The 23,479-nt window shown below is 28.9% G+C and carries 19 protein-coding genes; all 19 read right to left on the reverse strand.

The window, feature by feature from the left end:
• Window positions 1-4 precede the first annotated feature (4 nt).
• Window positions 5-1,348: a sensor histidine kinase gene (locus U8307_RS05330; protein ID WP_326910856.1), complete on the reverse strand. Its 1,344-nt coding sequence runs from the start codon at window positions 1,346-1,348 to the stop codon at window positions 5-7.
• Window positions 1,349-1,351: 3 nt separating this feature from the next.
• Window positions 1,352-2,062, reverse strand: a complete 711-nt coding sequence (locus U8307_RS05335) for a LytR/AlgR family response regulator transcription factor (RefSeq protein ID WP_326910857.1) — start codon at window positions 2,060-2,062, stop codon at window positions 1,352-1,354.
• 611 nt (window positions 2,063-2,673) lie between these two features.
• Window positions 2,674-2,811: a cyclic lactone autoinducer peptide gene (locus U8307_RS05340; RefSeq protein WP_326910858.1), complete on the reverse strand. Its 138-nt coding sequence runs from the start codon at window positions 2,809-2,811 to the stop codon at window positions 2,674-2,676.
• Window positions 2,804-3,388, reverse strand: a complete 585-nt coding sequence (locus U8307_RS05345) for an accessory gene regulator ArgB-like protein (protein ID WP_326910859.1) — start codon at window positions 3,386-3,388, stop codon at window positions 2,804-2,806. The genes U8307_RS05340 and U8307_RS05345 overlap by 8 nt, the downstream gene beginning before the upstream one ends.
• A 158-nt stretch (window positions 3,389-3,546) precedes the next feature.
• The gene (locus U8307_RS05350) at window positions 3,547-6,972 is read right to left on the reverse strand and encodes a pyruvate carboxylase (protein ID WP_326910860.1); all 3,426 of its coding nucleotides are present in this window, start codon (window positions 6,970-6,972) and stop codon (window positions 3,547-3,549) included.
• A gap of 255 nt (window positions 6,973-7,227) precedes the next feature.
• Window positions 7,228-7,857, reverse strand: coding sequence for a histidine phosphatase family protein (locus tag U8307_RS05355; protein WP_326910861.1), 630 nt, complete (start codon window positions 7,855-7,857; stop codon window positions 7,228-7,230).
• 58 nt (window positions 7,858-7,915) lie between these two features.
• Window positions 7,916-8,512: a lysine exporter LysO family protein gene (locus tag U8307_RS05360; protein ID WP_326910862.1), complete on the reverse strand. Its 597-nt coding sequence runs from the start codon at window positions 8,510-8,512 to the stop codon at window positions 7,916-7,918.
• Window positions 8,505-8,813: a LysO family transporter gene (locus tag U8307_RS05365; protein ID WP_326910864.1), complete on the reverse strand. Its 309-nt coding sequence runs from the start codon at window positions 8,811-8,813 to the stop codon at window positions 8,505-8,507. The genes U8307_RS05360 and U8307_RS05365 overlap by 8 nt, the downstream gene beginning before the upstream one ends.
• Before the next feature lie 217 nt (window positions 8,814-9,030).
• Window positions 9,031-9,831 (reverse strand): IclR family transcriptional regulator, encoded by an 801-nt coding sequence (locus tag U8307_RS05370; protein WP_326910865.1) that lies wholly within the window; start codon window positions 9,829-9,831, stop codon window positions 9,031-9,033.
• A 150-nt stretch (window positions 9,832-9,981) separates the two neighbouring features.
• Window positions 9,982-11,142 (reverse strand): pyridoxal phosphate-dependent aminotransferase, encoded by a 1,161-nt coding sequence (locus tag U8307_RS05375; RefSeq protein ID WP_326910866.1) that lies wholly within the window; start codon window positions 11,140-11,142, stop codon window positions 9,982-9,984.
• Between the two features lie 49 nt (window positions 11,143-11,191).
• Window positions 11,192-12,421, reverse strand: a complete 1,230-nt coding sequence (locus U8307_RS05380; protein ID WP_326910867.1) for an aminopeptidase — start codon at window positions 12,419-12,421, stop codon at window positions 11,192-11,194.
• Window positions 12,422-12,463: 42 nt separating this feature from the next.
• On the reverse strand, window positions 12,464-13,417 hold the full coding sequence (locus U8307_RS05385; protein WP_326910868.1) for an ABC transporter ATP-binding protein: 954 nt from the start codon (window positions 13,415-13,417) through the stop codon (window positions 12,464-12,466).
• The gene (locus U8307_RS05390; RefSeq protein ID WP_326910869.1) at window positions 13,410-14,399 is read right to left on the reverse strand and encodes an ABC transporter ATP-binding protein; all 990 of its coding nucleotides are present in this window, start codon (window positions 14,397-14,399) and stop codon (window positions 13,410-13,412) included. Before U8307_RS05390 ends, U8307_RS05385 begins: the two co-directional genes overlap by 8 nt.
• Window positions 14,400-14,425: 26 nt before the next feature.
• The gene (locus U8307_RS05395) at window positions 14,426-15,304 is read right to left on the reverse strand and encodes an ABC transporter permease (RefSeq protein ID WP_326910870.1); all 879 of its coding nucleotides are present in this window, start codon (window positions 15,302-15,304) and stop codon (window positions 14,426-14,428) included.
• Between the two features lie 4 nt (window positions 15,305-15,308).
• Entirely contained in the window at window positions 15,309-16,241 is a 933-nt protein-coding gene (locus U8307_RS05400; protein WP_326910871.1) for an ABC transporter permease, read from the reverse strand.
• 80 nt (window positions 16,242-16,321) lie between these two features.
• Window positions 16,322-17,866 (reverse strand): ABC transporter substrate-binding protein, encoded by a 1,545-nt coding sequence (locus tag U8307_RS05405; RefSeq protein WP_326910872.1) that lies wholly within the window; start codon window positions 17,864-17,866, stop codon window positions 16,322-16,324.
• Window positions 17,867-18,451: 585 nt separating this feature from the next.
• Window positions 18,452-20,431, reverse strand: a complete 1,980-nt coding sequence (ligA, locus tag U8307_RS05410; RefSeq protein ID WP_326910873.1) for an NAD-dependent DNA ligase LigA — start codon at window positions 20,429-20,431, stop codon at window positions 18,452-18,454.
• A gap of 13 nt (window positions 20,432-20,444) precedes the next feature.
• A complete protein-coding gene (locus tag U8307_RS05415) occupies window positions 20,445-22,682 on the reverse strand; it encodes an ATP-dependent helicase (protein WP_326910874.1) in 2,238 nt (745 codons plus the stop codon).
• Between the two features lie 163 nt (window positions 22,683-22,845).
• Complete coding sequence (locus tag U8307_RS05420; RefSeq protein WP_326910876.1) at window positions 22,846-23,280, reverse strand: DUF3842 family protein; 435 nt, start codon at window positions 23,278-23,280, stop codon at window positions 22,846-22,848.
• Window positions 23,281-23,479: the final 199 nt, after the last annotated feature.

The following is a 23,479-nucleotide window of genomic DNA, read 5'->3' on the forward strand; positions in this document are numbered from 1 at the left end:
TTCGCTAATTATAACTTTTGGTTACTTTTTCTTCTAGTAATAATATGTTACAGGAGAACATATTATCCTTCTCATAGTAATTTATTATTCCGTCATATTTTTTTATTATTTTTTTAATACTCTTTAATCCCATTCCATGATTGGACTTATTAAACTTCGTTGTTAAAAGATTAGGGTTATCTTTTAACACTGATTTATCTATTGTATTTTTAACTTTAATTAATATATAATCTCTTTTTTTATCGATTAATAAACTTATTTCTTTATCGCCTTTTAATTTATCGCATGCTTCTATTGCATTATCCAACAAATTTCCAAATAAAATATTTATGTCTCTTTCTTCCATGAAATTATCTAACTCATAATTAATTATATAGCTTGTTTTAATTCCATTTGAATTAGCTTCAGATAATTTGTTATTTACTATAGCATTAAACATATCATTTTTTGTAAATATAAATTTTTTTGTATTATTTATATCCTTTATTATACTATTAATATATTGCACTCCTTTTTCATAATTTTCATCTTGAATATAAGAGAGAATACAAATAATTTGATTTCTCATATCATGTCGCATAGCCTGAATTTCATTGTAAAGTTCCTTTATTTCCCAACTATGTTTGTTTTGTAACATAAGATTTCGTTTTAAAAGTTCATTTTCTGTTGATATTTCATACTCTTGACCTAACTTAACAAACAAATAATAAAAAATAATATTAATGAGTATTAATCCTACTATTGATAAGAATAAATAAACATTAATTCTCATATCATTATTCAAAACCTCTGTTTCAGTAATAGTAACCATTACAAATATCGTAAGTAATGGAAGAAGAGTTGTTAATATCCATGAAGTTGAATGAATTTTATCATATTTGTATTTATTGATTTTTAATTTCAATATTATTCTAGATACATAAAATAATAATATTTTAGATGCTACTAAACTAACAATTCTATATATTCCAAAAGTAGTTATCATATTATCAACACTTACATTAAAAATCATACTAAATATAAATAAAGAAAAACTGTTAATTAGAATCACAACAACGTTAAAGGTAATACAACTCATTAACTTTTCAATGAATTTTCCTTCAAGAGCTATAATGCTATATATAATCATTACAATTAAAGCTACATAACTTGGTATTTCTATAAACGATTCAATATAATTTGCTATCGATACTTCTACAAACAATATTAAAATCGCAAAAACAAAAAGTATGTTTCTTTTTATTTTATTATATCTATAACCATTAAATTTTGAAATAAAATCAATCATCAAATATGACTCAAATAAATTAATTAGTAGTTCAAATATAATTATTTGCATCTTATTCATATTTCACCTTAGATATTCTATGAGCTTTTGTTGTACATATTGTATGCGAGACCTGCTTATAGGTATTTTTTGATTGTTTTTAATTATTACATTTTCGTTACTTATCCTTTGAATATATCTTTGATTTACTAGATATCCTAAATGAGTTCTTATAAACCCATATTCCTCTAGTTCCCTTTCCTTTTGATTGATACTATCTTTGTATTTATATTGTTTGTTACTCACTGTATTTATAATTATATAGTTTCTACTGCTTTCTATATACAAAATACTATTAACATCAATCTCATACGGTTTATTATCAATTTTAATATGTATTTTATATGTATTTTTTTCTAATAATTTATGTGCTTCTATAATAGCTTCTGTAAGTTCTTCAACTAATTTAGATTTCAATATAAATCTAAATGGCTGAACCTTAAAAGACTCGTAAACAAGTTCATCCTTACCTGTTACAAAGATAATTATTGTATTTGGACTACTTATCCTTATATTTTGAGCTACTTCTATACCATTTATTTTAGGCATATCAATATCTAAAAAAACAATGTCATAATCATCCTTTGAATGAGAATTAATAAGAGATTTTGCATTATTAAATTTATTTATGTCAAAATCACAATTAATTTTCTCAAATTTATTCCTTATTAACTGATATAACTTGTCCAATATTATTTCTTCATCATCACAAATACCAATTCTAAAGTAGCTCATATTATCCCCCCTAAATCAAAATGCACAATGCTTTAATGAAAATGAATATATATTATCAGTAACTGCATAATAAATTATATCTGCATAGTAATAACTTTTATAATATAAACATTTTAACATAATTTTTTAATTTGCTCAAGAATTCAGGTATCTTATAGTAAGAGTTGCATTAAGCTAAATCCAATAAGTATAAATAAGATTCAATATTTATGAATATAATAATCTACTATGCATAGAAGATGTATCTCTGATATTTGTAATTTCGACAAAATCTACATATCAGTGATACATCTTCTTATAAATTCTCTTTCAATCAAATCATTCATAGGCTAATTAAAATCCTATTAGAGTATTAACTCTACCTTCCTTTAAATTTCAAATCAAATACTAACTACTAGTTACTTCAACGATAATCAATGTACGAGTTTTCATTTATTAGCATTCCTTGATTAGCAAATGTAATATTAATCTGAACTGATATGAAAGCTAATGTTAAGAAAACCAAAACCACTATTTTTAGTTTTTTTTTCATTTATTATCCCCCCTTACTAAAATAATAGTGTTTAATTAACTTTCCCAATGGAATCACCCCAAAAACAGATTAACATTGTTTACTTATTACTTCTTAGACATTCTGGCTCTTTTGGCTGATGCAATCCCCAGAATGATGTAGAACCTGCTGCCGAACTAGCTGTTTTCTTAACCTGTTTTGCTATCATTCCAAGTACAGTTTTTTTCATATTATTCATTAGTTACACCTCCTTCTTCTATTATTTTTTTTATAATTAAAGCTGCCACAAAAAACATGGTAACTATAATTGTATAAAAAATCTGACTATTTATTTTATATGTAGCTATTCCAATTAAATAAAATGTAAATAATAGTATAAGTGTTACCTTCTTATTTCTCTTTTTCTGATTATTTGTTAATTTTTTATTTTTATTATCAACTGGAGAATATTTTATAATAATATATATAGTTAAAATTATCATACTTATATACATTATTGAAATATAGTTATATGGTATAATTGATATTACTACTATTGATAATAAATATATAATTACTAAAGATACATTGCATTTAATATATGAATTTGCATGATATCCTCCTGAATACATCCTTATAGATATAAAGGTAATTAAAAACAATATAGAATTTATAATATTATTTAAAATAAAACCTAAAGAAATTATTAATATTATTCCTACAACTGATGATATAATTAATTGCAATCCATAAATATATATATCTTTTTCATCGTCTGTAATAATATTATTTGAACAAAAATATTCAGTTATATTATTTGTTAAATAATTAATCATTGCTACCTCCAATAATTTAATTATATCTTATCTTTAATATAACTGATTTTTAAAATATGTCAATAGTTTGTGGACAGTTGGTTGTTTACGTGTACAATCAGTAAATAATATTAAACTAAAATAATACAGGTAATAATACCTGCATTATTTTTAATATATTATTCTAATTCTGCTACTAATTCGCCTGCCACTACTCGTTGACCTTCTTTTACATGTATTTTGTTAACAGTTCCAGCTAAAGGAGCTAATACATTAGTTTCCATTTTCATAGCCTCTAATACTGCTATAGGCTGACCTGCCTCAACCTTATCTCCTTCCTTAATAAGAATTTTAAATACATTCCCAGGTATATTAGCACCAACCTCATACTGATTGCCTGTATCTGCCATTACCTTTTCTGCAGATGTACTTTTAGCAATTATAGCATTTTTATCTTTAATAGTAACTACTCTTCTGTTTCCATTTACTTCAAAAGCTAAATCCTTTGTACCATCATCGTTTATTTTTACTTCAACAAGCTTAATAACTAATTTTTTACCTTCTGCTATTTTAACTTCACAAGTTTCTCCTTCTTCCAATCCATGAAAAAATATATCACTTCCCATAAGCCTAAGGTTTCCATTTATTTCTAAGCTGTTGATATAATCTTCAAATACTTTTGGATACAAAGCATAGCTCAATGCTTCTTCATCAGTTCCTAATAAATTATATTTTTCTTTAAGCATTTTTTTAATTTCATCAAAATTCTCTGATTCTAATAACTCTCCCGGTCTACAATCAATTGGTTTTTTATCCTTTAACACTAATTTCCTAAGTTCTTCTGGGAAACCTCCTTCAGGTTGACCCATCATTCCTTCAAAGTAAGATACTATAGAATCTGGGAAGTCCATATCCTTAGCTTTATTGTAAATATTTTCAGAAGTTAAGTCATTTTGCACCATAAATATTGCCATGTCACCAACTGCTTTAGATGAAGGTGTTACCTTTACAATATCCCCAAGCATTTCATTTACTGTTTTAAACATTTCTTTGACTTCCTCAAATCTATGTCCTAATCCAAAACTTTCAACTTGTGGTTTTAAATTAGAGTATTGACCGCCGGGTATTTCATATTTATAAATCTCTGCAGTCCCTGTTTTTAACCCTGATTCAAACTTATTATATACTGGCCTTACAGATTCCCAATAATCAGATATTTGTTGCATATGATCTAAGTTAAGCATTGTATCTCTTTCAGTATTCATTAAAGCAGCAACTACTGAGTTAAGAGGAGGCTGGCTTGTTAAACCTGCCATTGAATTAAAAGCTGTATCAACGATATCTACACCTGCCTTTGCAGCAGAAAACACAGTTACAACTCCATTACCACTTGTATCATGTGTGTGTAAATGAATGGGTATCATCAATTCGTTTTTAAGTGCCTTGACAAGTTTTTCAGCAGCCATTGGTTTTAAAAGAGCAGACATATCTTTTATTGCTAATATATGAGCTCCTCTTTTTTCAAGTTTTTTAGCAAAGTCTACATAATATTTTAAAGTATATTTGTCTCTAGATTCATCTAATATATCACCAGTATAACAAATACTTGCTTCAGCTATTTTATTTTGATTTAATACTTCATCTATTGCTACTTCCATCCCTTCCATCCAGTTCAATGAATCAAAAATACGATATACATCAATACCTGCTTTTGCTGAAGATTTGATAAATTGCCTGATTACATTGTCAGGATAATTCTTATACCCAACTGCATTTGCTCCTCTTAACAGCATCTGAAATAAAATATTAGGCATTTTGCCACGTAAAACCTTTAGTCTTTCCCAAGGATCTTCTTTTAAAAATCTATATGCGACGTCAAAAGTTGCTCCCCCCCACATTTCAACAGAAAATAAATCACTTGCATAATGTGATATTGTAGGTGCTATTTTTTCCATATCAACAGTTCTTACTCGAGTTGCCATTAAAGATTGATGAGCATCCCTCATTGTAGTATCAGTTAATAAAAGTTTTTTTTCTTTTAATACAAATTTAGATACTTCAGTTGGACCATTTTCATCTAATAATTGCTTCAATCCTGGTTTAATCTTATTATCTGATTTAGGCACAACAGGTACATCAAACTGGGGTTTTACACCTTTTGTTTCATTTACAAATATATTACCTATATAATTAAGTACTTTTAACTCTTTATCTTCTCCACCTCTTACATTTAATAGAGATGGATTATCAGCAATAAATCCAGTATCACATAAACCTTTTCTAAAGCTTTCATGATTTAATACATTTAAAAGAAATCCAATGTTGGTTTTAACTCCAAGTATTTTTACCTCTCTAAGGGCTCTAGCATTTTTATTTATAGCATCATTAAAACTTCTAGCCCAAGAAGTTACTTTAACTAGCAAACTATCATAATAAGGACTAATAACCGCTCCTGTAAAGCCATTATCTCCATCTAATCTTATACCAAATCCAGAACCCGTTCTGTAAACATCTATCTTACCTGTATCTGGTGCAAAGTTATTAGCAGGATCTTCTGTTGTTACCCTGCATTGTATAGCAAAACCTCTATGTTCTACTGAATCTTGCGATTTTATATTTACTTCATCAGAATCCAATCTATAGCCTTGAGCAATTAAAATTTGTGACTGTACAATATCAATTCCTGTTGCCATTTCAGTTACTGTGTGTTCAACCTGTATTCTTGGATTCATTTCTATGAAATAATGATTACCTTCTTTATCAACTAAAAATTCTACGGTACCTGCACTTCTATAATTAACCGCTTTTGCAATTTTCAAGGCATCATTACAGATTGATTCTCTCTGCTTTTTAGTAATATTTATTGCTGGTGTAAATTCTACAACCTTTTGATGCCTTCTTTGAATTGAGCAATCTCTTTCATATAAATGAACAATATTGCCATAGTTATCTCCTAAAACTTGGACCTCTATATGCTTAGGTTTGTCTAAGTATTTCTCTATAAATATATCATCAATCCCAAAGGCTTTCTTAGCTTCACTTTGAGCACTTTTGAATTCTCTTATTAAATCCTCTTGGCGGCCAACAATACGCATACCCCTTCCGCCACCTCCGGCAGATGCCTTTAATATTACAGGATATCCACAATATTCTGCGAATTTTCTTGCGTCTTCCTCAGATTTAACAGCTCCTTCAATACCTGGTATTGTTGGAACACCTACAGATTTAGCAACAATTTTTGATTTAATCTTATCCCCAAGTTTATCCATCATCATATAATTCGGGCCAATAAATACTATACCTTCTACTTCGCATTTGCGAGCAAATTCTGTATTTTCTGACAATAGTCCATAACCAGGATGTATTGCATCTACTCCTTTGGACTTAGCAAGACTTATTATTTCATCTATTCCTAAATAGGCATCAACAGGCTTTTTGTTTTTCCCTATTTGGTATGACTCATCAGCTTTTGTTCTAAAAAGTGAATTTTTATCTTCTTCTGAATAAATAGCTACACTTCTAATACCTAGTTCCCTGCAAGCTCTAAAAATTCTTATCGCTATTTCACCACGATTAGCAACTAAAATCCTCTTGAAACTTTTCATTTCGTCCTCCTATCCACAAAACACAAACTACTGTGCTTCATATATAAACTTATAGAAAACAGTGTAACATTGTTTTATTAACTTTTCAACAAATAATTTTAATAAAATTAAATTTAAATAGTTTAAACTTTATTTTATTAGATTTCACTAATTAAATAAGACATGCTAACGTTTGCCACCTTTCTATGTTTTGCATAAAAAAACTCTATCATACTATTTATAAAATCCATGATAGAGTTCTAAATTTACTATAATTTAATTATTAACTAAACTTCCTTTTAGATGTTCTGTATCATTATAGAAAATTCTCTTTATTTGATTATTATCATCTATTTCAATACATGATAAGCTACAATTTTCTACTACACTTCCCATCCAATTCTTATTTATTTTTAATTTATTTATATAAGATTCAATGCATTTAATAGTTCCACCATGGGCAACAATTAATGTTTTTTTACCTTTATGTTTTTCTACTACTTCTTTAAAAGCACTAACAACCCTATTGTAAAATTCATGTAAATTTTCTCCATTAGGATATCTGTTTTCAAATGGATTTTCTTCAATTTTCTTAAGAGTATCTTCATTACTTATCATTATTTCATCGTAACGCATACCCTCAAAGTCTCCTAAACTTATTTCTTGAAAACCTGAATGTTTTATTATTTCTATATTTTTATTACCCCTAGCTATTTCGGCAGTATGATAAGCTCTTTTTAGAGGGCTTGATATTATATAATCTAAATCTATTTCTTCTATACGATGAGACAATAGTTCTGCTCCTAAAATTCCCTTTTCTGTTAATTCAGAATTTATACTACCTTGAAATCTACATTGCCTATTCCATTCAGTTTCACCATGTCTTGTAATATATATTATAGTCATTTTTTCACTCCCCTTCTTATATTTATGCTTACCCATTGGCATTTTATTCCCATAATTATTACATTAGTCCTACAAAAATTGGAACTAGAAAAGTAACGGATAATGATAATATTACTCCACTAATAAAAGATATTATTACAACCTCTTGGCTTGTATTTCTTGTAATAATAGGCAAACCTGTATCCATGCTTATTGCTGCTCCAGCAGCTATTGTTTCTAAATATCCTATATGTTTAGCAATCATTGGAATAGTAATAAAAGCAATTATTTCTCTAAAAACATTAGATAAAAATGCTACTGCACCTAATTCAGCAGAAATTGGTGTAATAATTATAGCTGATAATGTATACCATGACATTCCAGAAGCAACTGCCAATGCTCCAAATATATCTATATCAAATATTATACTACAAATTACTCCCCCTAGTAAACTCCCAATAATTGTTGCTGTTGGTACTATGAGTATTTTAAATCCAACTTGCTTTAAATTTTTGAATATATCCTTATTGCTTCCTAAATCTATACCAACAAAGAATAGCAAAAGACACAGACCTATATCTAATAATATGCCTGTACTATTATAAACGCTTTCAGGCAATAAAAATAAGCCAGATAATATTCCTACAACTAATACTAACAATATATTTTTAGTCATTTGTGCCTCCAGTAATGTTTATATCAGTAATAAGTTTTTTCCTAGCTATAAATACAAATAACACACTTAACCCTGCAGTTATTACTGCAAAAACTGCAGCCTTTATTCCTATTTGACCTATAGATGATACTACCTGTTCGTCCATTCCTACTCTTATACCCATTATAAATATTAGTGAAAATAAGATTATAGATTGGATATTAGAAATTTTCATCATAAGTTTTTCATGTATTAATCCTTTGCTACTAAGCATCCAACCTACTACTAAAAGACCAAAATACATTAAAATCCTAAGTGCCATTTTTACCTCCGTCTTTTTTATATATAATGCCACGGGACGCATGCAATGCATATTTCGGGACGCATACAATGCGTCCCCTACTTGTCTGATAGTGAAAGATCTCACGAATATCGAAAATCAACTTTACATTGTAGGGTATGCATTTTATGCATACCGCGGGACGCATGCAATGCGTCCCCTACGATATGAAACATCAATTATTTATATATTATTAAATTTAATAGTTAAAATCAAATTTTATCTTAATAAGTATATCATTTATTACTGATGCCTTATCAATTAATTTTTTTTGAATTAAATCGATATTTTTCATTTTCATTCGCACTTTAGGACCAGTAATACTAACTGCAGCGTTAATTATACCATTATGATTTTTTAAAGGTGTTGCTATACAGAAAAGCCCATATTCATATTCTTCATCATCAAATGATATTTGTGAATTTAATATTGAATTTTGTTCTACTTTAAATTTATCCAAAGTACAAATAGAATTTTCTGTCCTTTTTTCATAATTATTGTTAGAAAAATATGTAATTAATTCTATATCATTTTTTATCGCTAAAAATATCTTACCTATTGATGAACAATTAAGTGGAGATATTGGTATTAATTTTGAAGTTAATACTGATTCTTCACCTTTCACTGACAAAATATTTAAAACACTATCATTATAAAGAATTCCTATATTAACTGTTTCACCAATTTCATTAGCTAAATCTTTTAATATGCTTTCAGATATTTTTGATAATGTTAAATTTGATTTTATAGTTTCACCATAATATATAAATTTAACTCCTAAGCTATATTTGTCAGATACATCATTTCTAGATATATACCCTCTTTTTTCTAGAGAAAGTAATATTCTATGTAATGTAGATTTCGGAATATTTAACTCTTCTTTGATTTCTGTAAAAGAAATTTCTTTTTCTTTAAATATACACTCAATTACATTTAATATTTTATCTGTTGAGTTTATATCATTAGTACTTTTTCCTTTTTTTTTAGTTTCTTTTACCATTACACATTCATCCTCAATAATAATTTTTTTCAAAGAACCGAATAGATTGATTATTTGTTTATTTTACCACATTTTGTATAAATAGTCAACTTGCACGAGCCTATGTTCTATATAATGGTTTCTTTATATCATTGCTATATTAATCTTCTTTTAATTGAAAATATCCATCTTTTCTATTCTATCAAATGCTATTTTTAATTTTTCTATGCTTACTGTTAAAGCTAATCTTATATATCCTTCACCACAACTCCCAAATGTGTTTCCTGGAAGGGCTAATATATGTGCTTCATCAAGTAATTTATTACATACTTCAGTACTGCTTAGTCCTGTTTTTTTAATATTAACAAATAAATAAATACTTCCTCTTGGAGAAAGAGTAGACATATTTGGTATATTACATATTCTTTTATATGAATAATACATTCTTTTTTTATATTCTTCTACGATGTAATTACTAATTTCTTTTCTCATTCTTAAAGCATAAATTGCAGCCCTTTGTGAAACTGAAGGTGCTGTAAATACATTGTTTTCATTTATATTTACTATCGTTTTAATAATATAATCTGGAGCTACTACATAACCAACTCTCCACCCCGTCATAACAAAATTCTTCGAAAAGCTTCCAATAGTTATAGTTCTTTCTTTCATACCATCAATAGATGAAATTGGAATAAAAGGTTCCGAATAACTAAAAGATGTATATATATCATCAGCTATAATTATTAAATCATATTTTTTAGCAATAAATGATATATCATTTATTGTATCTTCGCTAAAGCATGTACCTGTCGGATTATTAGGCGTATTTACAATTAATGCCTTTGTTCTATTTGTAATTAATTTTTCTAATCTTTCTACATTAACTTGGAATTCCTCTTCTTCATATGTTTCTAAAACAACTGTCCTACCTCTTGCAAGTTCTATTTGTTGTGGGTATGGAGTAAAACATGGTTCATGAATAATTACTTCATCTCCATCATCTAAAATAGCCTCTAAAACCAACCACATTGCATGGCATCCGCTTGTAGTTACCATTATCTCATCATCTGTATAATTTAAATTGTAATCATCTTTATAATATTTTAATATTTCATTTCTTAATTCCAAATCACCTAAAAAATCAGTATAATGAGTATGACCACATTTTGCATCATTCATAGCAGCATCTATAATTCTTTCATCAGTAATTAAGTCTGGATCTCCTAAACTTAAATTTATTAAATCACTATATTCATTTGTTAGTTTTCCACTCTCACCCATTGCAGTTTCTTTAGAATTCCAATACCTTTTTGATAAAAAACGGTGCTTCATTGCATTTCTCCTGTAATTTTATAGTAATACAAACGTCACTTAATTATATTTAAATAATAAATAAACCATTTTTAAATATTGTTATTTCTTTATTATCATATGTTGTTCCAATACATTCCATGTCTTCTGAGCCAAACATAAAATCAACATGTAATGCTGAAGTATTCAAACCCTTGTCTATCAGTGCAGACTTACTTCTGTCTTTTCCTTTTATAACATCTGTATAACCAGCTCCCAAAGCAAGATGACATGAAGCGTTTTCATCAAATAAAGTATTATAAAATATAATTCCCATCTTATTAATAGGTGAATTATACGGAACAAAAGCTACTTCTCCTAAACGTCTAGTTCCTTCATCTGTATCTAAAATACCTTTTAGAATTTCCTCGCCTATAGCTGCATTGTAATCAACAACTATACCATCTTTAAATTTTAAATAAAATTTATCAATAATATTTCCTGAATAAGATAAAGGAAATGAATTATATACTGTTCCATTAACTTTAAATCTATGTGGAGTAGTTAATATTTCTTCACTAGGTATATTTGGAGCAAATATAACACCATCTGGTTCTGGACAATGACAAATTCCTCCTGCAAATATTCCATCTTCACATATACCAATTTCTAAATCTGTTCCCAGCTTATTTTTAAAGCGAAGAGTTTTTAAATTTAAGTTGTTTAATTTTACTACGTTATTTTTTAAATCTTCAATATGTTCATCCCAACCTAATAAACCACTTTGTTCATTAACATAACATGATTTTAATATGGATTTCCAAAGTTCATTAAATGCTTCATCTTCTTTTAAATTAGGAAATACTTTTTGAGCCCATTTTTTATTAGGTACTGCTGCTGCACTCCACTTTAACATATTTTCTTTTTTCTTGAAATTTAATTCATTTAAAGGTGTTGCAGTAGCTTTTTTCCAAAGAGAAAGTTTTTCATGATCAACTTCTCGCAATCCATCTGGGTCTTCACTTATCAATCTTAGAAAACATGCATCGTTATCACCGTAATATGTTTGGGATTCTATCCACCAGTTAGGAACATCTGTTAATGTCTCAACGCTTGCATGCTGTAATCGAATTTTAGTTAGTTCATGATCTGTATAATGTACTACAACATCTTTTGCTCCTAATTCATAAGCTTGTTTTGTTAATATTCTTAAAAAATCAATTGTGTCAGTTGATGTTTCTATGACTAAAATTTGATTTTTTTCTAATGCTACTCCTCTTTGTAATATAAGATCTGCGTAATTAAATAATAGTCGATCCATTAAATCCATCCTCCCCAATTTTAATATAGCTACAATTTACCGCTAAATCAGAATGCAAGCTGCATAATGATTATCATCTACTTTTTTTAAACTAATATTTTCTTCTTTACATCGCTGACTTACATATTTACATCTAGAAGCAAAACGACAACCTACAGGTGGATTAATTGGTGATGTAACCTCACCTTTCAAAAGATCTGGCTTTTTACCTTTTTTTGTTATGTCTATAACAGGTATAGCAGCTAATAATGCTTTTGTATAGGGATGAGTAGGATTTTTAAACAATTCTTCTGTTGAAGCATATTCTACACATTGACCTAAATACATAACAGCTATATTATCTGATATATGCTTTACAACACTAAGATCATGAGTTATAAACATATATGAAAGTTCCTTATTTTCTTGTAAATCCATCATTAAATTTAAAATTTGAGCTTGTATTGAAACATCTAATGCAGATACTGGCTCATCGCATACAATAAAATTTGGGTTAGTTGCTAATGCCCTTGCTACACCTATACGTTGACGACGACCACCATCTAATTCATGAGGATATGAATTCATTAATCTAGGAGCTAATCCAACTGTTTCCATTAACTCGCGTACCTTTTCATTTAATTCAGATTTACTTCTATACATTTTATTTACAATCATAGGTTCTGCAATAATTCCAGCAACAGATAAACGAGGATTTAACGAAGAATAAGGATCTTGAAAAATTATCTGCATTTTTAACCTTAGCAGTTTCATTTTTTCTTTATTATATGATACTATATTTTCATTATCATAATATATTTCACCTTCAGTTGGCTCTATTAGCCTTAATACAGTTCTTCCCAGTGTACTTTTACCACAACCAGATTCACCAACTATTCCAAGAGTATCACCTTTATTAATTGATAAATTAATTCCATCTACTGCATGAAGTTTTCCCTTAGGTGTATCAAAATATTTTTTTAATTTGTTTATCTTTAAAAGTGGTGTTTTATTCATGGTCTTTTCCTTTCTTATAAAGATGACATTTAATTTTATGTTCACCATTTATATCAATAACATCTGGTTCAATTGTTCTACATTTATCAAAACATTTAGGACAACGAGGATGAAAGATACAACCTTTTGGTAAATCCATAGGATCTGGCATCAAACCTTCAATAGGCGAAAGTCTACTTGTAGATACTTTTATGTCTGGTATAGAACCAAACAAACCTGTTGTATATGGATGATGGCTGTTTCCTAAAAAAATTTCTTCTGCTGTACCATATTCAATAATAGAACCAGCATACATTACAGCTACTTTCTCGCAAGTTTGAGACACTATTCCCAAGTCATGAGTAATTAATATCATTGATGTATTTAATTTAGTTTTTAGGTTATCCATCATATGTAATACTTGTGCTTGTATCGTAACGTCAAGTGCTGTTGTTGGCTCATCTGCAATTAACAACTCAGGTTCACATGATAAGGCAATTGCAATTACTACTCTTTGTTTCATTCCTCCTGAAAACTGATGGGGATATTCATTTTTTCTTGAAGATGGAATCCCAACCATTTCCAATATTTCATCAACTCTTTTATCCATTTCAGTATTTGTCATATCAGGACGATGTATTTCAAGAGATTCGCGAATTTGATCTCCTACCTTAATAACAGGATTCAAACTTGTCATAGGATCCTGAAATATCATTGAAATCTTTTCTCCTCTAATCAAACGCATTTCAGCTTCTTTTAGATTTAGAAGATTTTTATTTTCATCAAATATTATCTCACCATTTTTTATATAACCTGTCTTTTTAGGTAAAAGACGCATTATAGAAAGTGCAGTTGTTGTCTTTCCAGCTCCTGTTTCTCCTACTAGTCCTAATGTCTCACCTTTATTAATAGAAAGAGTTACATTATTTAATACATGAGATATTCCTTCATCAGTCTTATATTCTACATTTAAATTTTTAATATTTAATAAGTTACTTGACATACATATCGTTCCTTTCAATAGTATAATTAATCCTTTAATCTAGGATCAAGGGCATCTCGTAATCCATCGCCTAATAGATTAAGGGATATAACTGAAATTGTAATTGCCGCACCTGGGAACAAAATCAAATATGGAGCTTGACGAATAAAGTCACGCCCTTCAAATAACATAGTTCCCCATTCTGGTGCAGGAGGTTTGATTCCTAAACCCATAAAACTTAATGAAGAAATAATCAATATAGTAGCACCCATTGCAAGAGTTGCTTGTACTATTATTGGACCAATTGCATTTGGTATAATATGTTTAAATATAATTCTTTTATCACTAGTACCACAAGCTTTAGCCGCCTCAATAAATTCCTCACCTTTAACTGATAAAATCGAAGACCTGATAACACGTGCAAAAACAGGAACATATGCAATTGATAATGCAATTAACAAATTTATTATACTTTGTCCTAATGCTGCAACAATAGATATTGACATCAATATAGGCGGTATAGCAAGTAAAATATCCATAAATCGCATAATTATATTATCTATTCTACCTCCATAATAACCAGCAACGGCTCCTATGATTGACCCAGTTGCTACTGCAATAAACATTGCTATAATTCCAAGAGATAGTGAAATTCTAGATCCATGGATTATTCTAGCAAATATATCACGACCAAAATGATCAGTTCCAAACCAATGATCTTTGGAAGGTGTTTGAAGACGCAACTCTATATTTTGACCAATAGCCATTTCATCGTAATCAACTATAATATCTGCGAATATAGCAATTATCACCATAAAAATTAACAATAAAAGACCAAACATCGCCAGTTTATTTTTACTTAAACGATATAATACTGATACTATTTGACTTCTGTTTTTATATATTTTTTTATCACTATTCTTCATGTTACTAACTCCTTACATATTGTGATTTGATACGTGGATCTATAAAAGCATAAATAATATCAACCACTAAATTAACAAAACTATATGCTAATGTAACAAACATTACAGTTGCCATAACAGAAGGCGTGTCCTTCATACGAATAGAATTAATCAGTAAGGTTCCTAAACCTGGAATAGCAAAAACCGACTCTATTATTACTGTACCACCTAATAAGTATCCAAAATCAACACCTATTACAGTTATAATAGGCAATAATGCATTTCTTAATGCATGTCTAAGTATAACTGACTTTTCTGGAACTCCTTTAGCTCTACTTGTCCTTATATAATCTTGTTTTATTACTTCAAGCATTGTAGATCTTGTCATACGAACTAATGTAGCCATAGTAGCTGTAGACAAAGTAATTGCAGGAAGAATATAACTATCCCATGAATAAACTCCTGTAGCAGGAAACCAATGTAAATTAAGACTAAATATCAACATTAAAATTAATCCCATAACGAATGATGGAATAGAAGCAAATAACATTGCAGTTACCATACTGACAGCATCAGTAAAAGAATATTGTCTAACTGCAGAAATTACTCCAACTGGTATTCCTATTATAGTTGCAACGAGCATTGCAATACTTGAAAGTTTGAATGTTATTGGAAAGCGAACCATGATTTCTTCAAATACTGGCAAGCGAGTTTGATATGATAGCCCAAAGTCACCTTTCATAGCATCAAAAATAAATTTAAAGTATCTAACAAAAAAAGGTGAATCAAGTCCTAATTCCGCCTCTAATTTTGCTACATTCTCTGCTGAAGCACTTTGCCCTAAAATCAATTGTGCAGGGTTACCTGGTGTTAAATTCATAATAAGAAATATAATAAAAGAAATACCCAGCACAACAAAAAGCATCATAAATAACCTTTTTAATATATACTTTAACATCTGCTTCTCCTTCTAATCAATAAATTATAAGTGATTTCAAATAATAAATATTTAAAATCACTTATATAATATATTTCAAATTACCATGAAAAATCTTTAAACATATATATTCCTAAAGGACTTGGAGCAACTCCTTTTAAATTTGCATTTGTTGTTATAGTTGTTTGTTCAAATATCAAAGGTATATTATATGCATTTTCAAAAATATTTTCTACTACTGCTTCATATGCACTAACTTTTTCTGTTTCACTTACTTGAGCAGCTTCATCTAATAGATTAGAAAGATCTTCAGCTACTACATGAGTTATATTACCAGTTGGACCATAACAATCCTTGTGGAACTGACTATAAACTACTGAATAAGCATCTAAAAACATAGCTGACCATGAACCTAAAGTAAGTTCATAATTTCCATTTGAATAAATATCTGTTGAATAAGCGCCTGCTTCCATTACTTCAATATCAAGATTAATTCCTGCTTCTTTCAAATTTGATTGAATAATTTGAGCAACTTTTTGATTTTTAGCATCTTCTTTTAATTTTAATACTAATGTAACATCATTTAATCCAGCTTCATTCAATAATTCTTTCGCTTTTTCTATATTATGTTCGTACCCTTTTACATCTGCAGAATATCCATCGCAAACTGTTGGTATAGGTGAATTTGCTGATTTCCCAAAACCTTCTAATGCTCCTGCAATAATATCTTCTCTATTAATTGCATAACTAATTGCTTTACGCAATCTAACATCATCTAAAGGTTTTGCTTCTATATTCATATTGAGGGTTAATACTGAAGCCTGGTCTGTACTATAAAAAGCTAAATCTTTATTTTCTTCTACTATTGATATATCAGATGTATTTACATTTAAATATGCATCTATTTCTTTATTTTCAAGTGCTATTAATCCTGTGTTTTTATCTGTAATAGGTCTTATATTTATAGTCTTCATTGAAGGAGCACCTTGGAAATATTCTTCATTAGCTTCTAATGTAATATGATCTCCTATAATCCATTCCTTCAATATATATGCTCCTGTTCCCATTGGTTCACGTTTTATTGCATCATCTCCCTTTGTCTCAACGTAATTTTTACTCATAATCGCAAAAAACGGTGATGCTAAACTACCAATCATTCCACCAAATGGTTTAATTAATGTAATTTTAACTGTATTTTCATCAACAAGAGATACACTATCTATAAAAGCTGTCATATCTGCTGCCCAGCCCTTTTCAATTGTACGATCTATTGAAAATTTTACATCTTCTGCTGTTAAAATGCTTCCATCATGGAATTTTACATCCTGTTTTATAGGTATCGTATATTCTAGACCATCTTCAGAAACTATTATTTCTTCAGCTAAGCTAGGTTTATATGTACCATCATCTGCCACTTCTACTAAGTTATCATATAATCCATATGTTACTGTAAATGCACTCATCATAGCAAATGTCATAGGATCAAGCGAATATGGCTCTGAACTTATACCATAAACAAAATCTGTTCTTGTTTCACCATTTTCATTAGAAGTATTTTGATTTGTGCTTGAGCTGCATGCTGTAATAGTTGTTAAAGCTATTGTAATTACTAGAAAAAACGCAATATATTTATTGAATGTTTTCATAAGATTTTTCTCCTCGTTTGTTTTCATAGTTTTAGTTCTAAATAATAATTTATTGATTTATTATTCTATTTTTACATATTTTGAAATCAATTTCCTAAAAATTTTTCTACATTAGTTTTTAAACAGCTATGTAAATCCCCCTTTGTCAAAAATTCAAATAAAACGCTATTACAAAAATATTTTTTCCACTTTTGTACGTACTTTCTGGAACTTAGTTCTCATTTATTCTACAACAATTTAATAATATTGTCAATAATTATAAAATTTTAATAAATATTACTAAAATTTATAATTATTATTGAACAAGGTTCCAATATCGAGTGATTTAAAACAAAAAAGGTCTGCTATTAAAGCAAACCTCTACACATTATCAAGTCACAATCGTATCACGGTATGCATGCAATGCATACCCTACAAAATATCGGGGCACAATCGTTTCGCGGTATGCATGCAATGCATACCCTACAAAATATCGGGGCACAATCGTTTCGCGGTATGCATGCAATGCATACATACAAAATATCGGGGCACAACGTTATTGCGATATGCGTCAATACATACATTACAAAATGTAGGGAACGCATTTTATGCGTCCCGTGGTGTTTCTCCATTATCAAGCCATTCAACAAATTGGTTTTCTGTAATAATTGGAATATTTAATTCCTTCGCCTTTTTATTTTTTGATGAATTAGACAAATTATCATTGTTAATTAAAAAATTAGTTTTAGATGTAACAGAGCCTGTTACTTTTCCCCCCATTTTCTCTATAGTTTCTTTTAGTTCATCTCGGTTCTTGAAATGTGTTACTGATCCTGTTATAACAAAATTAATATTTTCAAATATTTGCTTAACTATAGTTTCTTCAAATTCCTCAAATTCTATTTCTTTAAGAATATCTTCAATAATACTTATTTTCTTATCATCCCTAAAAAACTTAATATATGCATTAGCCATAACCTCACCAATGCCATTAATTTCTATTAATTCGTCAAAGTTTGCATTTTGAATTAATTCCCACTTATAATTGAATTTTTTGCATATTAACTTTGCATTAGATAAACCAACATTAGGTATTCCGAGACTATAAAGAAGCCTTGCAGGTGTCGTTTTCTTTGCTTTATTAACAGAAGACACTAAATTATTAAATGATTTCTCTCCGAATCCTTCCATGACAATAATTTCATCTTTGAATTTTTCTACGTGAAAAATATCTGCAAGTTCCTTAATTAAACCCTTTGCTATTAACTTTTCTATTGTAGCTTCTGATAATCCTTCAATATTCATTGCATCCCTGCTAACAAAATGAGTAAACCACTTAATTTGCTTAGCTAAGCATTCATCGTTAATACAATAAAGTGTTTTTATGTCCTTGTCATTTTTTATTGCAGTTGCACCATTACATACTGGACAATGATTAGGAATATTAACTTTCCCACTTCTTGTTAAATTGTCAGAAATTTGAGGAATTATCATATTAGCTTTATATACATTTATAGTATCACCAATTCCTAGCTCCAAGTTTTCTAATATACTCAAATTATGAACACTTGCACGACTTACAGTTGTTCCCTCCAACTCAACCGGTTCAAAAATTGCTATAGGATTTATTAAACCTGTTCGTGATGCACTCCATTCTATTTCTAATAATTTTGTTTCTTTAATTTCATCTTTCCACTTAAAAGCAATTGAATCTCTTGGAAATTTAGCTGTAGCCCCCAAAGATTGACCAAATTCGATATCATCATAAGTTAAAACTAAACCATCAGATGGCATATCGTTTTTTGTTATATGTTCAGCAAACCATTTAACTGTTTCTTCAACATTTGAAGAATTCACTTTTTTATATTCAACAGTACTAAATCCTTGCTCATTTAACCAATTCAGTTGCGATGACCTTGAATTTTTAAAATCTACTTTATCTGCCTTCACCACTGAAAAAGCAAAAAACTTAACGCTTCTTTCAGCTGTTATCTTATTGTTCAATTGCCTTACTGAACCGCTACATAAATTCCTAGGATTTTTATATTTTGCATTTATATCTTCTATTTCATTATTAATTTTATGAAAATCTGAGTAACTTATAACAGCTTCCCCCCGTAATACCAATAAATCATCATATGAAATATTTATTGGTATATTCGAAAACACTTTAGCATTATTTGTTACTACCTCTCCTATTTCACCATTTCCTCTTGTAACAGCTTTAACAAGTTTTCCTCCATTGTATGTCAGTACAATAGTCAAACCGTCTAATTTCCATGAAAGTACACCTTCTTTGTTTCCTAACCAATTTCTCAAGGCAAATATATCTTTTGTTTTATCCAAGGATAACATCACCCTATCATGGCGCTCTTTAGGTAAATTAGAAAGTAATTCATAACCTACATGAATTGTTGGACTATTAGATAATGTTATGCCCGTTTCCTTTTCCAATTGTACCAATTCATCGTATAAGGCATCATATTCTAAATTAGTCATTATTTCTCTATTTTCTTGATAGTAAGCTTTATTAGCTTTATTTAATGATTCAATCTTTTGCTTCATTAATTGAATTTTATTTTCCATAGTTTTATCCTCTTTATATCTTTTCAATTGGAGCGTAGCTAATTAGAACATTTTTTATTCCTTTATTATCAAAAGCAATGACAGCCATTCTGTCATCTCCTTCTCCTGTCATCTGTACTATAGTTCCTATTCCCCAAGCCTTATGCATTATTTTATCTCCAGTATTTAATTTGTCTGATTTAAGCTTTGGTTTAGGTTCTTGTTTTTCTTCGTAGTTCATTACGCCTTTAAATAAATTATTATTTTTATAAGATTTCCTTCTATTAGTAGAATTATTCTTTTCTATGGTTTCCAGCTTTTTATTTGCAAATGTCTCAGAATCTGAAGATTCAAAACATTCCTCTGGAACCTCCCTCAAAAATCTCGACCTGCTTTTAACTTCATGATTTCCAAAACGCATTCTTTCATTAGCATAAGTTATATATAACATTCTTTTTGCTCTAGTAACAGCAACATAGAAAAGTCTTCTTTCTTCTTCTATATCGTCTTCTTCATCTTGATGAATTATCGGAAATATTCCTTCTTCCAATCCTGTCAAAAATACAGTATCATATTCCAGTCCCTTAGCACTATGCACTGTCATTAATGTTACGCTATCCTGTTGTGATTCATCTGTTTTATCAACATCAGCCAGCAAAGATGTATGTGATAAAAAGTCTTCTATACTATTTTCTTCATATCTTTCTTCAAAGTCCATTGCTGCTGATAAAAATTCATCTATATTTTCTACACGACTTCTACCCTCTATTGTAACATCTTCAGATAACATTGATTTATATCCAGTATCTTCATATACTTCTTGAATAAATTCACTAAGAGACATTACATCCTTTTTTATCATTAACATTTCCATTATAGATATGAAGTTTTGAACACTTCTTGTAGCAGAAGGAGTAATGCCAAGTTCTTTTACATCATAACAAGCATCAAACATTGATATGTTATTTGATATTGCATATTCATAGATAGTATCAATTGTTTTTTGACCTATTTTCCTTTTTGGCACATTTATTATTCTTTTAAAACTAATATCATCTTTTTGATTAAATACTAGCATCAAATATGCCATTATATCCTTAATTTCTCTTCTTCCATAGAACTTCAGACCACCAACGATTTTATATGGTATTCCTTCTCTAATTAAACCTTCTTCTAATGCTCTTGATTGAGCATTTGTCCTATAAAGAATTGCCATATCAGAATAAGAAATATTATTTTCTCTTCCTTCTTTTCTCATTAATGCTGCAACTGTAAAAGCTTCAGCTTTTTCATTATCAGTTTCAAAGAGTCTAATTAAATTTCCCCCTTCGAAATCAGTATAAAGATTTTTTCCTTTTCTTTGGCAATTATTTTTAATAACACCGTTAGCAGCATTTAAAATAACATTTGTAGAACGATAGTTTTTTTCTAACTTAATCGTTTTTGCTTTTTTGAAATCTTTTTCAAAATCAAGGATGTTATTTATATCTGCCCCTCTCCAACCATATATGGATTGATCTTCATCTCCTACTACAAATACATTACTTTCACCTGTTTTTTTAATCCCTAGTATTTTTACTAAATTATATTGAACATTATTAGTATCTTGATACTCATCTACAAGTATGTATTTGAAACGTTCTTGATATAAATGCAATATTTCCTCATCAACTTCTAAAAGCTTAAGTGTTTTAATAATTAAATCATCAAAATCAAGTGCATTAGCTGATTTTAATTTTTTTTCATAAAGAGAAAACACCTCTCCAGTATTTCGTAACTGAAAGTTACCATAATTCTCTGAAATAAATTTGTCAGGAGTATTTCTTTTGTTTTTTTCATTACTTATAATGCTTTTTATAACATTTACATTATACTTTTTTTTATCTAAATTTACTTCCTTTATGCAATCTCTCAATAAAGTTTTTTGGTCATCAGAGTCATAAATAACGAAATTTTTATCATATCCTAATCTATCTATATCTCTTCTCAATATTCGCACACATATGGAGTGAAATGTTCCTATCCACATTTTATCAATTGAGTAGTCTATAAGTTGTCCAATTCTTTCTTTCATTTCATTAGCTGCTTTATTTGTAAATGTAATGGCTAAAATCTCCCATGGCTTTGCTTTTCCTGTTTCAATTAAGTTTGCAATGCGATGAGTTAAAACTCTTGTCTTCCCAGTGCCTGCCCCTGCTATAACAAGTATAGGACCTTTATCATGAGCTGCAGCTTCTCTTTGTTTTTCGTTTAATCCACTTAATAAACTCATTTTTCCTCCGTATCTATATTAAACTTTTTTTACTGAACATATTACTAAATTATATCACATGGCTATAGTAGTCTCAATGATTTTCTCGTCAGGAAAATTTTGAATTTATCATATTTTAACAGATTCTTTCAAATTCTTATGTTAATAAAAACCATGAAAGTTCTTAATTAGAAAATCCATGGTTTTGCTCTTTTAATATTTTTTTTATTGTTTCTGTTAATTCAATAAATATTGTTTTAAACTGCAAGTTATCAAGTCCAATAACATCTATATTACATTTACTGACTGGCAAAAGAAGTTTTCTAGCACTGCTACTAGCAACAGCTTCTGACATTTTAGGACTAATTTCACCCATCATAGAATTTGCAGAAATAATTGCCAAAGGTCCAATTATTATATCAACTTTACTACTCATCCATGCAATTGCATTTTCTCCAGTTGATCCATCATCAGCTCCAGCCTTCAACATATTAGAAGTTGCTTGAGAGTTCGTCCCCAGTGCAATCACTTCAATATCACTGTTTTTCAAAGATTTCAACCTCTCTACTACTTGACATCCTATGCCTCCGCCTTTACCGTCTATTACAGCTATACGCATACTATCACCCTTTTAATTTTCTAAAAATTTGAAATGCCTTCAGTAAGTCATCTATATTATTAACACCAACCTACTTTAATTAAAAGTTAGTATATATCATTTTTTTTAGTATTGCAAGTATACTTTTCTACTCTTTTTCTTTTAGGTTTTTCTTGTTTAGGTAATATATAATTAATCAACATTGGATATGGGTTTTCAT

This window comes from Sedimentibacter sp. MB31-C6 (assembly GCF_035934735.1).
GTDB lineage: Bacteria > Bacillota > Clostridia > Tissierellales > Sedimentibacteraceae > Sedimentibacter.